We start from the raw sequence: 14161 nt of genomic DNA, 5'->3' as shown, positions 1-14161 counted from the left end.
CGGTTTAACTTAGCGGGTGGTTCGGGTATCAAATGTCAGGCTTAGTTCGATAAATTCCGCTGGAATTAACACCGCCAGTTTAATTTTCATGATCATTTTCCCGGCCCGTATATCGGCTTCACTCATTGATTCACCCACTCCCAATAACAGTTCAAATGCCTGATCTTCCTGAGTGCCCCGTAGCCCGCCGTTTAACCATAACTGACGCAGCCAGTTATAAGCTTGGCCTTTAAACTTCATCCAGGTGATAGCGTTATTGGGTTCAAAGATGAAAGCGCGGCCAAGTTGGGTCATATGGGCTTCGATATAAGAAACCAGACGGCGAATTTGGATATAGCGCCAGAGGGAACCGGGGGTGTTTTCCAAGGTTCGGCATCCCCAGATCCGAATGCCTTTGCCGGGAAAGCTGCGCACCAGATTCAGCGAGGCGCCATCGGGGTTAAAAAGTGCGTTAGCTTCAATATAAGAGTGGACCGGGCTAATCACTTTGGCTAACGCGATGTTGGCGGGGGCGGTCCATACACCTCGCTGGTTATCGTTACGCTGGATAACGGCGGCGACTGCGGCGGTGGGTGAAAGCACGATAGGGTTTTGCGCTTGGTCCCGATAGGCACTGTTTAGCTGAGGCCAGTATACGGCGCCCCATTGCCTATCATTGGAGGAAAATTGCGCTAAACATTTTGCGGCCAGTTCTGGGTCATCCGGGGCATCCAGCAATGCCATAATGCCGCGCCGACTTTTGCACAGATTGAGTACCGATTGCCAAAATTTTAACCAGAGATTTCGTTGGATATAGGAAGTATCCGGCCGATTAAAACGAATCGCATCCGGGGTGACAATCAGGGTAATGTCGTTCTCTGCGGAAATCGCTTGGGTAATCCACACTTGTCGCAGCGCGGTGATAAATGATGGGAAATCGTTTAGCGTTTCATCACTACCCAGCGACAGGACATAGGCTTGCTGGCCACCGTTTTCGAAGAAATGGCGCACGGAATAGTACATTAATCCTGACTCAGGGAATGACAGGGTAAATGACCGGGTAAAATCGGCCAGGCTGTTGAGTTTGATAGCTGTTTTATTGACCAGCGACGAAGTATAACCAATAAAAACCGGTATAGCAATAAATGCGTCATCCGGTTCTGGGGATATCAGGTTTTCGGTGACGGTGACGTCCGGCTGTTTTATCTCCATTATCGTCTCCTTGTAAGACTAAATAGACGCGGCGTTCAACCGCGTCCCGGCACGGTTACTGTGCTACATTTTGTGAAAACTGGAGGATAATGAATTCAGCCGGACGTACCGCCGCCATCCCCACTTTAACAATCATTTTTCCTTGTTTAATATCGTCGTCGGACATGGTGATACCTTGACCAATCTGGACAAAATAGGCTTCCTGCGGTTTATTTCCCACTAATGCGCCTTGTTGCCAGAGGGAATAGAGATAGTTGTCAATAGCGGACTTCACCCGTTCCCACGTGGGCTGGCTATTGGGTTCAAAAACGGCGGTGCGCATGGCTTGCTTAATATCCCGTTCTGCGCTGTTAAACAGACGTCGAACCGGAATATAGCGCCAGTTGTCATCATCTTGCAGAGTACGAGCGCCCCACACGACAAAGCCACGCCCGTTGAAATAGCGAATAGCATTGATGCCTAACGGGTTCATGGTGCTTTGGTCATCGTCAGTGAGCCGTTCGGTGATATCACTGATTCCGCTCAGTACAACATTCGCCGGCGCTTTCCAGACACCGCGGCTGGCGTCAGTGGCGCAATAAACTCCAGCCATGACAGCACTGGCAGGAATGATGTTGTTATTGGCGGCTATTTTGTCTTGTATTGCTTTGACCGCTTTTTTGTAGACATCCAAGTTTTTCTCTTTGAGTTGCGCCAGATTTTTGACTTCATCGGGTTTTGTTTTTGCATCTTCATAACCTGAAACTGCGACAACGCTATCTTCCGCTGGAAGAAGCTGTGAGACTTTAACCGCCGGATAATAAGTCGCGGTTTGTGATTGCACGCTAACACTAGGGGCGTTTGCTTTACCTTGGTTATCAGCGATAAGGAAATAGCCGGCATTCAATAATGTGGGTGTCAGGCTGTTGTATATCGCACTTTGGTAAGAAGAATCCTGTTCCGGGCAAACGATTAACGTAATTTCCAACGCTTGTTCAATTAGCTCTGGAATTAATGCTGTAGTTTTCGTATCTGCTGAGTCGGCAATTGGCAGGATATAGCAAGGTCCGCCGCCATTTTGGAAATAGAGTTTTACTGCATCACTACTTGTTGTGTAGGTACCGACAGTCACATCGTAAGTGTAACTAGGGTCTGTATCGTCTGCGTCAAGAGCAATATCGGCAGTAGCTGTATTGCCTTCAACATTCCCAGAAGGAGAAGGCGGTGGAGTTGGCGCAGTTGATTTTATGGTGATTGACGTAATACACCCTACATTGAATAGATTGATAAAATCCAGCCAGCTACTAACACGCGTCACTTGTGGCGTTTCGCTGGTTTTTTTAGGCAGGAAACGGCCAATAAAAACGGGTATTGCGGTGTTCCCGTGGCTGACAGAGAGCGATAATGACGCATCTTCTTCAATATAGACGCCGGGATAGGTCGGTGTTGTTGGCATGCTGCCTCCCATTATTGAGCGATATTCTGCGTAAACTGCAAGATAATAAATTCAGCGGGACGGACAGCCGCCATACCGATTTTGACGATCATTTTGCCCTGCTTGATATCGTCATCAGTCATGGTGACGCCTTTACCGATTTGAACAAAATAAGCTTGTTCAGCTTTGTTGCCCATCAATCCGCCTTGCTGCCAGAGAGAATGGAGATAGTTATCAATAGCCCGGCGCACCGCTTCCCAAGTTGGTTGGCTGTTAGGTTCAAAGACTGCGAAACTCATAGCGTTTTTAATGTCCCGTTCCGCGCTGTTAAACAGGCGGCGAACCGGGATATAACGCCAATTATCGCTGTCTTCAAGGGTTCTGGCTCCCCAAACCAGCGTACCGCTCTTGGGAAAAGTACGGATCATATTCAGTGCTTTACCTTGGTTATATTTTCCTTGCAGGTCGTCGGTCATTGGATATTTAGGTTGTAGTCCGCCCTGAACAGGGACATTAGCGGGGGCCTGCCAAACACCTCGGTTGTTATCGACACTGGCATAAATACCGGCTATCACGGCGCTAGGCGGAATATCAATGGAGGCCTTATTTTCTCCCCATGCAGCGGTTAGCCAAGGATAGTAAACCGCGCCATATTGGGTTGCCGGATAAGATTTAAGTACATCATCGGGTGTTTGAGTTGAGGTTATTTGGGTTGTTGGGCCATCAAAAATAGCGAATAATCCTCTGCCTAATCGGCAAAGTGTTCCTACAGCGGTCGTAATATCTTCTCCGGCGGCAACCAGTAATGTCACATCGTCAAGCTTTGGGACCTGCCCTTCTAAATTTGTGGTTTTGACAAGATAGCCATATCCACCGCCGTTAATAAAATAGGCGCGCAGTGAGGCATCAAGCTTATTAGTAGGATCGAATTGCCCGCTTTTTAGATTTAAATATTCCAACCAGCTACTAATACGAACATAGGAATTGTCGGGTATTAATGAATTATCATTTGCGACGGCGAAAACAGGCACCGCCGTTGCACCCGAACGAACGGAGAGGGCCGGTGAGGCGTCCTCTTCAATATAAACGCCGGGATAAGTTGGGGTTATTGGCATTATTGCCTCCGAATTATAATACGATATTTTGCGTAAACTGTGGGATGATGAATTCAGCCGGATAGATGAGCCATGAGAATGTTGATCATCATGTGTTGGTGTACCGGTAATTGATGCTGTCAGATAATTATCTTGTTCAATATAAACACCGTAATAGATCGTTATTGTGGGCGTATTAAGGTGCTTGAATAGTGACGCGATCCGCGACCAGTGCTATCTCCTGAACGGCAATATCATTGCTGGCAGCATCAAAAGAGGGGGAGGTGAATGATGTTGGGAAGGCGTTTGCCACATTCCAAGTCATGAGAATTTCGGAGCTGGCTTCATTGGTCAGACTAATTGCAATATCCTTTTTCTCAACCTGATTAAGTTGAATAGAATTAATCCAGTCAAACAGTTTAGTATCGCCAGGGAAGACCCCTTTACGTAGGGTAATATTGATCGATTGACGTTGACCCGGCATTTTATAGTAATTGCCGGTGCCATCTTTATATTCGATGACATCATAATGAACATCAAGCCCGGAAACGTTGTTAAAAGGGATTTGCTCGTCACCAACCGAGACAACAAATCGATAAGCAGGAATGGGATAGTCAACAGCAATTTGCTCTGGAGTTATAGCCATGATTTTTTTCCTTTATTATTTACATTTGAAATATAAGAAAAACGTCTGTTATTTTGTTTTTCTTATTACTTAACGATTGGGTATAGCTACCGCAACAACCTGATTTATATAGGTTATTGTTTATATTAAATAGCTTATTTTACGATTATCTAAATTGCCTTTCGTAAAACAGAGTAATTATAGGTAATGAATTTTTAGGCGGATTATCAATTAATAATAATGGTGATTGTTAATTGATGTAGCCTATTTTAATAATGTTATTTATCGACAATTTTCTATTGTTTTTTATAGCGGAAAGATAAATAACGAAATGTAACTTTAATGTTAAGTGATATTTAGCATCTATAAAATTCTTTGTTGGTAAATATTTTTATTTTATTTTTTTTAGATTATTTTGTTTTTAGGGTGGTAAAGTCAGGATAATTGATTGGGGTTGTTTTTATATTGATTGGAATAAAGAAATTGGTTTGATTTATCTATTTTTGGTTTTACCAATAAATTAATAATAGAGTGAAAAGATAATCGTGTCAGATATAATGGTACTTTCTTTTTAAGAAAGTTGCCATTATAGATTATTTACTTAATCAAGCCCTGCCTGATATTACCGATTCTTGCAACTTATTAATATCGAGATAGCTATCTCGGATATCAGGTTAGGCGCTATAAAACGGTGGAGTGTGTCATTCGGGCAGGCTATAACAACCGTTTTTTGAGTGAATTGATAACCTTAATACTATTACCGTTCTTGCCAGGGGAAACGATAGCGTCCTCCGACAATACTTTGACGCTCACTTTGCCGTTATCATTAGCTAATAGCGCGTAGCTATAACCGGCTCTAATAGCAGATTTTCCGGGTTTGATTTCATCATAGTTAAAAACGCTGACATTTTCTGCGGTATTATCAATCACAACTGCCTGTTTTCCCATATAGGTAATAACACTCTGATCATATTCTGCAAAAATATTCACTAAATCGTTATTTTGTTTATTAACTGCAATTGGTCTGCTATCTGATAAAAGGGCTTTATGACTCTGAGCGGTAGTGACAACACCATCCTGGCCGGTTCTCCATTCATCATCGCCCGGTTTTTGGCCGGTATGATAAGCAAAGAAATAATTATCCTTCACGGCATACACCATAGTACAACCGCTTAACGCCCCTGACGTGACAATGACCGGATACCCGGGCCGAATATCTCGCAAGGCAATTTTTATTCCCACAGTTCCCGATGCGCCATTAACCACATTAATACCGGTAATATTGTGGTCTAATTTATTTTTCCCCCAATGCTTTCCTATAGCTCCTGAACCCGATTCTGAAGAGGTTACTTGGTCACCACGAAATCCCGTAACAACATCATGAAAAGGGATCTCCTGACCAGAGTCACTATTTCTCAAAGAGCTGGCCTGCTCAAGCTGATTATTGCTATCATAACGATGCGCTATCACCGGTATATCGATTGGCGCATTATCACTACCCACCAGTAATCCTTTTCTCTTGAGCGGAGAAATATGCCCTTTATTAAGCTTATTATCCGCGGTGAAGTATTTTAACATTGATAATTCCTCTATAATAATTAAATTTTTTACCTTTAAGATTTATCTGATAATGATTATTCAGATAATCTGATACTACGAATATAAATATTTAAATAATGCATCTATTTTCGATTGACAAACAAACTTTCATAGATGTTTCTTTAGTGCAATAGTTTTAGTTTACAGCATAATGTTATCCGTTTTTACTTTGTTGTTTAACTATGTGTATTTAATCATAAAGTTGAATAATGGGTATTTAATTGAGATCTATTTTCAGATTTGTCTTGTTTTTACTATCAACGTTTTAGTGCAATAATTATCTGATTAATCAGAAAAATAACAAAATGTATGGATTTTAAAAATTAATTATCATTGGAAATAACGAGGGCTATATTATTAAATATAGCCCCCGGGTTTTACATATAAATTATGCTATATTATTTAACGTCTATAATACTAAATTTTACTTTGATGTAATAACTGTTTTCACTTTTACGATTTAGATATAAATTATTAACATTTAGAATACTTGTTTCAAGTTTCCCATTTTCTACTCTTCCGGCTTTAAAATCTTGGGAATTGCTATTGATAATATTTGCCAGATAGACTCCCATCATGTTTAGATTTGTAACCTTTATCGCCAATGAACGGAAACCTTCTGAATCATTAATTTCTAAAATGACATTTCCCTCTGATTTCTCTCCGCCTTTAAAATATAGGTATTTTCCTACTGTTATTTCACTGAAATCAAGCAAGTTATTACTATATATATTAAAATTGGATAGAGCATGATTATCCAGTACTGTTTGTATTTGCATTAATTCAGGGCTATCTTCTTCTCTGCCGGGTAAAAAAATATCATAATTTTCTTGTTTTAAAGAGTCAGCAAAAGTAATGACTTTATCATCTAGTGTTACCATGCCAATCACATATTCGCTATAACTGATGGTGTTATTACTATTAGTAAATAACATCGATGTTAAAAGATATTTTATATCTCGTGGTTCATTAAGATATTCATTGACGTTAATAGCATAAGTATCTCGTCTAGTTCTGCTTGAACCCATAGCCTTAGATTGTGGCAGGGTTGTTAATTCTTTATTTTCCCAATACTTTTCATGTTCGTTTCGATAGCCACGAGTGACCGCATAAGAACGAGTTGTACTTCTGGGTTTGCCGTTATCCCAAATTTCTCTACACGCTAATACATGAATATTTTCATAATTTTTTTCTTTAATGAATTCAATAAGATCTTTAATACTGACTTTTTTATCAATAGGAACATTTGGGCTAATGCTTATTAAGTCAACTGCCGGTGTGCCATCATTTACCCTTATTACTGTTTTTCTGTTTTCGATTAATGCCAGAACATACTCTTTTTCTTTATCTTTTTCATACCATGAAAATTGATATTCTGCGACTTTTGGCACTGAACTATTTTTTAATTTTGAGGCGCTAATACCTGCTGCATCTTCTGCTCTTAAATTTGTATGTTTTTCTATAATATTACCAATGTCCTTTAATTGTTCAAATTTCTTTTCGGTGAATAGCGATTTTAATAAATCATAATCTTTATATCTGTTAGGGAATGTGGTCCAGAATTTCTCATAATTTCCACCAACCGCTGAGTGAGGATTTAATTTATTAAACTCATTAACAAATCGTTCAATAAGAGGATCATCTAACCGGTATTCATCTGGCGCCCAAAATATAAGGTTTTTACTCTTTGGAAATATAATTGGTCTGGCTGAATTTTCACGGCCGCCATGAGCGGAAAATATGGCGGTTTTACTGGTGGCAGGAGTGCCATTTCTATTCCAGGCGGTATAGACATTGAATTTAGGATTAGATTCATCAACCCCCACCGCATAGTTTGAATCACTGTTATCCAATATTTTAAATTTACCAACTTCTCCTTTATCTCTTGGTAGATAAAATGCATCCTGACGAGTATCCCCGGTCGGCGATCTAACAAATGTTTTAGGTCTATTAGCATTCTCGGTCAAAAATTTTTCTGATGAGTTTGTTAATGCTTGGAATTTTCTATGCTTATTAATATAAGCCAGAGCATAAGCTGATCTGGCGACTCTGCCATTTCCGTCACCAAATGGATGAATTTCAATTAAAGTTGAATAGATGAGGAAAGGATCAACGCCGTTAACGCTTTTGGTTCTGGTCAAATAATAAGGAAGAATCGTTTTAGATGATTCCATATGTGGAAATATTTGATCACCGAAGCCACGATAATATCTTAAATTAACACCCGGTTTTAAGCGATAGAGTTCATCGTGCAGTTGTGTCAATATATTAAAATCACTGATATCTTTGTTAATATATTTGGACAGTACTCCTGTAACATGGTGTGCGTCATTAGCGTTTGATGTGCTTTTACTGACAATCCAATTGGCTGCTTTATTTAAATGACTGCTCCCTGAAATATCTTCAACATTAATTATTTTTCCTAGCTGATCTGAAAAGGTTAATTCCTCATCGAGGAAAATTGATATATCATTAATTCGTCTTCTGTCATTTCTTAAAGTATAACTTCTTGCTGCTACTTCATCTTCAAGTTTCCTGAAGGATATTTTATTGATTAGATTCCCTTCATAATCTAATGTGACCGAATCCTTTATCATCTTATTAAGTTTTTCCCAGCCAACAATTTCAGCCAACTCTTTGGCCTCTTGCGTTTTCATCAGATATGATTGTAAAACTTCTGTCTTTTTCTCAGTATTAAATCTTGACCAATATTTTCGATCAAAAAACCATTTATACCTATTGCGGATATTTTCTAATTTCCACGGATTAGTGCTTGAGCCAGGAATTTTCTTGACACTCTCTCTGGCTAATTGAGAATTTCCTCTATAATTAATGTTTATTTTTTTGATGTTGAATTTGTTGGTAATGTATCCACCGCTATTTTCAATTAACTTTGCGCCTTTAGCAATTTTTCTACTGATTGCCCGATTACTGAAAATTGCATGGAAAGAGGATGAAACAGCAAAATTAACCCAAGCCTCTTGTTGTAATGCGTGACTCTCCTCATTAGTGTTCACAATCGCTGATTGAATAAGTGGTATGATGGTATTGGCCGTAATATTGGCTAAATAACCTTTGAGCGGGCTGATAGGGAGAGTCATTGAGATAGCCTCAAAAATTTGTCTGATTATATTAAGGTAATAATCAGCTATAATTTCACTTTCCGTATAGCTTATCTCATCCATATGTTCTATATATTTATCAAGAAATTCATCTACTGTTGTTCCTGTGGAGCCAGAAAGTTTATTAATTCCTTCATTGATATAATATTTCACATCTTCATTGTTTCTAAATTTATTGATATATTTTTCATAATCACCGGCAACATCGTGCAATTTAATTAAAACATTTTCAATATCGCTATTTAATCGATACTCTATATCTTTACCACTATATTCAATCTTATTAAACTCTTTGTGATTAATGTTTCTAATTAAATCATAAACTGTGAAATATTTAGTTATGGGTTTTGGGTGGTTTTTACATACATCAAAATTTCTATTAATCTTAGGTTTGCATTTATCAAGTCTTCTCTTTGAAACAATAACAGTAACTTTTTTATCTAAATTAACACGATTACCAGAAATCTCTTTAACTCTAGATTCAATATACTGATAAGGTGATAATATTTTTGAAACCGTATCTTCCGCTTTTGCTAATTTTTGAAGTTTTGCAATAACGTTCTGATTAAATTCACCTATTTTATTACCTAAATCATTATTAAGCAGATCTTGCTGCATTTCAAAGGTGATCCCTTCAGGGAAAATAATTTTTTGTTTAATATCATCTGATATATTACCTTTCAGTAATCCCAGAATCGAAATGCAGGCAATACTATCTTCAATGGCAAGGCAAGTTTCTATATCAATCTTAGAAGCCAGGTTATGTTCTTGACGCCATCCCTCAAAGTAATCAATCAGAACTATGTTATTAAGCTCCTCATTTTCAAAATTAGATTCATGATAACGATTCAACTCTTCGGAATATTTAGTCTTTAAATATTGTAATGAAGTGTAGCCGTAAAAATCATAATTATAAGAAATATGATTGGACATTACAGTAATAGCGTCGGCATCAGGTTTAAATTGTCGATTTTTATTAAGATAGATCATCTCCTCATATTTATTTTCTAACTCAAATATTGAATAAGTTTGTTGATGAATATCCGTATGATGAAAGGCCCTGAAATATCTTGCATAAGGCTCTTGTTCTACCCTTAATCCATAATAATTAAAATTTTTAGCGTGGTATATTTCATAAGCCTTAGTAAAGTCTTGTTCAGAGAAAATTGCTACAGGAATATCTGAATGATAACCGCTATAGGATGGTTCACTTATTTGATAATTAAATTTCATTTTATTGGTCTCTTTTCTGTTTATTATATCGTTAGATAATATTAAATTTGATGTGGTATTATTTTTCCAAGGTAATTAATCCTCCCTGTTTTTTGTCTGGCATATTGCCATCTGTTGATTTTATAATGATAAATATATTAGAAATAAATAATATATAGATTAGTTATCATTGATATTCTTCCTGTTATATCCAGAGACTTTCATGTTTTCGGAAGTAACGGTATCGGCTTCAATTCCACCTAAATCGGCACATAATTTATCTGTCAGAGCTTGATTAATTTGTAAATTATTTAGGCTTGGTTTCTGATCCACAGAAGCGGAAATTTGGCTAATCGGGGTAATATTATATTTAATATCTTGTAATTTCATGGGTACGGTAATGGAATACATTAGAGAGAGGCGAGGGTGATTACCGAGAGCTTGCCAGAAATTACCTAAGCTATTTAAGTTCTCCTGTCGGGGAATAATTCGGGTATAGGCGCCGGGAATGTCGGTTAATTGGCGGTTATTAATTAATACATTCAGAATACGAGTCATCACTTGCGCTGCTTAATTATTGGGTTGGCTATCCGGGCTTGAGCTATCGCTTGATGGTTTACTGGTGTCCCAATAAATAATTAAATAGTTACAATTGATATTGACCCAACCCGGTAATAATGTGCTGGTCATTGGATTATAACGTCTTGGTTCGCTTGGCGGCGGTTTTATCACTGACATGGCTATTTTCAGTCGGTTGAGTATAGCCGATAAAAACCGGGATACCGATAAATGCCTCATCTGGTTTCTGGGATATCAGGTTCTCTGTGATGGTGACGCCGGGCTGTGTTATTTCCATTCTCGGTTCCTCAATAGAACAGGCGCGGCGAACCGCGCCTCAGTACGGTTACTGTGTTACATTTTGCGAAAATTGCAGGATGATAAACTCAGCCGGACGAACCGCCGCCATGCCAACCTTAACCACCATTTTGCCTTGTTTAATATCGCCATCGGACATGGTGAGAGCTTGACCAATCTGGACAAAATAGGCTTCCTGCGGGCTATTGCCGGCCAGCGCTCCTTGTTGCCAGAGTTGATGGAGATAGTTGTCAATGGCTGACCGAACCCGTTCCCAAGTGGGCTGACTGTTGGGTTCAAAAACGGCAATTCGCATGGCTTGTTTGATATCCCGTTCTGCCGCATTAAAGAGACGCCGAACCGGAATGTAGCGCCAGTTGTCATCATCTTGCAAAGTACGTGCGCCCCAGACGACAAATCCTTTGTTGCTGAAATAACGGATGGCATTGATGCCTTTTTGATTCATAGTGCTTTGTTCATTGTCGCTGAGTCGATCCGCGACATCGCTAATTCCCGTGAGAACAACATTCGCCGGTGCTTTCCAGACGCCACGACGAGCATCGGTAGCACAGTACACGCCTGCCATGATTGCACTGGCAGGAATGAGTTTTTTGTTATCTGCAATTTTTCGTTTTATTGCCTCGATAACTTGCTTATAGAGTTCTGGGTTTTGTTTTTTGAGTTCCGCCAGATGGGTAATTTTTGCATCCTGATAACCTGAAATCGCGATGCTATTCTCCTCTACCTGAATAAGTTGTGAGACTTTAACCGCGGGATAATAAGTCGCGGTTTGTGATTGCAGGCTCACATTGAGTGCGGTTTCTTTATCTTGATTATCAGTGATAAGGAAATAGCCTTCATTTAATAATGAAGATGTCAGACTGTTATATATTTTGCTCTGGTAATTAGAATCTTGTTCAGGGCAGACGATTAAGGTAATTTCTAAAGCCTGCTTAATTAACTCAGGAATTAATGCCAGCGTGTGAGAATCTTCTGAATCAGGAATTGGCAGGATATAACAAGGTCCGCCACCATTTTGGAAATAAAGTTTTAAGGCATCACTGCTTGTTGTGTAGGTGACGGTAGTTACATCGTAAGAATCACTGTTATTTTTATCGTCTGTATCAAGCGTAATATTTTGGGCGGCAAAATTTTTTACATTATCTTTGGCTTTTGTATTGCCTTCGTTTTTCTCAGGATGGGAAGGGGCCGGTGGTGGAGTAGGTTTCGTTAATTTGACTGCTACCGACGTAATACAACCCACATGAAACTGATTAGTAAAATCCAACCAGTTACTCACACGTGTTATTTGTGGCGTTGCGCTGATTTTTTTCGGCGAGAAACGGCCAATAAAAACCGGGATTGCCGTGTTCCCCTGGCTAACGGAGAGAGCCAGTGATGCATATTCTTCAATATAGACGCCGGGATAAGTTGGTGTTGTTGGCATGTAACCTCCAATTATTATGCAATATTCTGAGTAAACAGCTTTATAAATGAGTCTTAAGCTGCCTGAATGGTGACTCGATCCGCGGTCAAGGTAATTTCCTGCACGGCGACTTCGTTGCTGGCGGCATCAAAAGAAGGAGCGGTTAATGAGGTTGGGAAAGCATTTACCACGCTACAGGTCATCAAAATTTCAGTACCGGATTCGTTGGTTAAACTAATTGAAATATCTTTTTTCTCGACCTGATTAAGTTGAATAGAATTAATCCAATCAAAAAGCTTAGTATCACCGGAGAAGACGCCTTTACGCAGGGTAATATTGATCGCCTGACGTTGACCGGGCATTTTATAATAATTGCCTGTACCATCTTTATATTCGATGACGTCATGAGAAATATCTAGCCCGGAAACGTTATTAAAGGCGACTTTTTCATCACCGATGGAAACAACAAAACGGTAAGTAGGAATAGGATATTCAACAGCAATTTGTTCAGAAGTTGTAGGCATAATTTTTCCTTGATTAGTTCTTTACGTTTAAAAGATAAACAGAGCGTTGTTACCTTGTTTTGATTTTGATTAGCACTGAGCTATGGCTATAGCTACCGCAGCAACCTGCCTTGCGGCGGTTATTATTTATGCTGGAAAAATTTACTTCGAGATTATTTAGTTCGAATTTAATAAAGCGGCATGATTATAAGTAATGAATCTTTAGAGGGAATATTAATTAATAGTGATTGATAATTATTAATTGGTATGGCAATGGGTACCCATTTTGGGTATTGGTGCGGTTTTATTTGGCTTTAGGGGTAGGGAAATTATAAAGGGGTGATTATTTTCTATTTTATCGATCAATTGAGGATAAAAAGAATTAGTAAATGAAGATCGTGTTGAACCTATGATTTGCTTTTTTCGAAGGATAAATGAAACACAAGGGGAGCAACCATAAGCCCTTCATTAATTCAAGGATTTATACCCGTTATCTTTCAAGTTGCCTCTTTGTTGGCTGTACTCACTCACCCCGGTCACAGAGTTATCTATGCTCCCGGGGATTCGTGCTCTTGTTGCCGCGATGCGTCTTGAAATCCATAGGGTATAAATAAGAACAAAAATGCCGATTTTGAATATCGGCATTTTACTGTATACAGAAAAGATTAATTTAATGCTTTAACGCTTCAATTTTATCCAGGCTCAACCCGGTACTGGTGACAATAATATCCAAACTCACGCCATGCCGTAATAAGGCGCGAGCCGTTTCCACTTTACCTTCCTCTCGACCTAGTTCAATACCTTTTTCTTGGCCTAGTTCAATACCTTCTTCTCGACCTAGTTCAATACCTTCCTCTCGACCTAGTTCAATACCTCGCTCAAGCCCTTTTTGTTCAAGCTGTTCTGCAATAGTCATCAACATCGTTTCATGCTCCGGAGATTGTTCAATCAGTTGATGGACAAATTGGGAGAGATCCGGCGTATGTCCATTCAGTAAAATATAGCGTAACACCACATTGCGCTGCTCGGTTGTATTATAACCCGCATTCAAGAGTTCCACCAATTGGAGAAGCCATTCCTGTATATCCCGGCAGCGAATATGTTTTTGCACCAGTTCCAT

Annotated in this window: 9 protein-coding genes and 2 pseudogenes; all 11 read right to left on the bottom strand. The window is 39.3% G+C overall.

Annotated features, from left to right (window positions below):
* Positions 1-9: 9 nt before the first annotated feature.
* Positions 10-1191, bottom strand: a complete 1182-nt coding sequence (locus Phpb_RS13710) for a phage tail sheath family protein (protein ID WP_065390812.1) — start codon at positions 1189-1191, stop codon at positions 10-12.
* Positions 1192-1246: 55 nt separating this feature from the next.
* Positions 1247-2626: a phage tail sheath family protein gene (locus Phpb_RS13705; protein ID WP_065390811.1), complete on the bottom strand. Its 1380-nt coding sequence runs from the start codon at positions 2624-2626 to the stop codon at positions 1247-1249.
* Between the two features lie 11 nt (positions 2627-2637).
* Positions 2638-3720, bottom strand: a complete 1083-nt coding sequence (locus tag Phpb_RS13700; RefSeq protein WP_065390810.1) for a phage tail sheath family protein — start codon at positions 3718-3720, stop codon at positions 2638-2640.
* A gap of 175 nt (positions 3721-3895) precedes the next feature.
* Positions 3896-4345 carry a phage tail protein gene (locus Phpb_RS13695; RefSeq protein ID WP_065390809.1) on the bottom strand — a complete coding sequence of 150 codons (450 nt, stop codon included), beginning with the start codon at positions 4343-4345 and terminating at the stop codon, positions 3896-3898.
* A 693-nt stretch (positions 4346-5038) separates the two neighbouring features.
* The gene (locus Phpb_RS13690) at positions 5039-5902 is read right to left on the bottom strand and encodes a cytotoxic necrotizing factor Rho-activating domain-containing protein (protein ID WP_065390808.1); all 864 of its coding nucleotides are present in this window, start codon (positions 5900-5902) and stop codon (positions 5039-5041) included.
* A 419-nt stretch (positions 5903-6321) separates the two neighbouring features.
* Positions 6322-10278 (bottom strand): putative adhesin, encoded by a 3957-nt coding sequence (locus tag Phpb_RS13685; protein WP_065390807.1) that lies wholly within the window; start codon positions 10276-10278, stop codon positions 6322-6324.
* 228 nt (positions 10279-10506) lie between these two features.
* Positions 10507-10971, bottom strand: a pseudogene (locus Phpb_RS13680) (Pvc16 family protein); the annotation flags it as partial.
* A pseudogene (locus tag Phpb_RS26075) lies at positions 10970-11113 on the bottom strand (phage tail sheath family protein); the annotation flags it as partial. The pseudogenes Phpb_RS13680 and Phpb_RS26075, both read right to left, overlap by 2 nt.
* A 48-nt stretch (positions 11114-11161) precedes the next feature.
* A complete protein-coding gene (locus Phpb_RS13675; protein WP_065390806.1) occupies positions 11162-12559 on the bottom strand; it encodes a phage tail sheath family protein in 1398 nt (465 codons plus the stop codon).
* A gap of 53 nt (positions 12560-12612) precedes the next feature.
* Complete coding sequence (locus Phpb_RS13670) at positions 12613-13062, bottom strand: phage tail protein (RefSeq protein WP_065390805.1); 450 nt, start codon at positions 13060-13062, stop codon at positions 12613-12615.
* A gap of 649 nt (positions 13063-13711) precedes the next feature.
* Positions 13712-14161 (bottom strand): Rpn/YhgA-type helix-turn-helix domain-containing protein (locus Phpb_RS26895; RefSeq protein WP_476742269.1); only part of this gene is annotated, 450 nt, incomplete at its 5' end.

This window comes from Photorhabdus namnaonensis (assembly GCF_001684335.1).
GTDB lineage: Bacteria > Pseudomonadota > Gammaproteobacteria > Enterobacterales > Enterobacteriaceae > Photorhabdus > Photorhabdus namnaonensis.
The sequence above is the reverse complement of the archived record's forward strand: the minus strand, read 5'-3'. Positions and strand labels throughout refer to the sequence as shown.

What these genes read in the sequence shown, in the direction of transcription:
- Phpb_RS13710 (WP_065390812.1), bottom strand. Translation starts at nt 1,191, where the DNA reads ATGGAGATAAAACAGCCGGACGTCACCGTCACCGAAAACCTGATATCC.
- Phpb_RS13705 (WP_065390811.1), bottom strand. Translation starts at nt 2,626, where the DNA reads ATGCCAACAACACCGACCTATCCCGGCGTCTATATTGAAGAAGATGCG.
- Phpb_RS13700 (WP_065390810.1), bottom strand. Translation starts at nt 3,720, where the DNA reads ATGCCAATAACCCCAACTTATCCCGGCGTTTATATTGAAGAGGACGCC.
- Phpb_RS13695 (WP_065390809.1), bottom strand. Translation starts at nt 4,345, where the DNA reads ATGGCTATAACTCCAGAGCAAATTGCTGTTGACTATCCCATTCCTGCT.
- Phpb_RS13690 (WP_065390808.1), bottom strand. Translation starts at nt 5,902, where the DNA reads ATGTTAAAATACTTCACCGCGGATAATAAGCTTAATAAAGGGCATATT.
- Phpb_RS13685 (WP_065390807.1), bottom strand. Translation starts at nt 10,278, where the DNA reads ATGAAATTTAATTATCAAATAAGTGAACCATCCTATAGCGGTTATCAT.
- Phpb_RS13675 (WP_065390806.1), bottom strand. Translation starts at nt 12,559, where the DNA reads ATGCCAACAACACCAACTTATCCCGGCGTCTATATTGAAGAATATGCA.
- Phpb_RS13670 (WP_065390805.1), bottom strand. Translation starts at nt 13,062, where the DNA reads ATGCCTACAACTTCTGAACAAATTGCTGTTGAATATCCTATTCCTACT.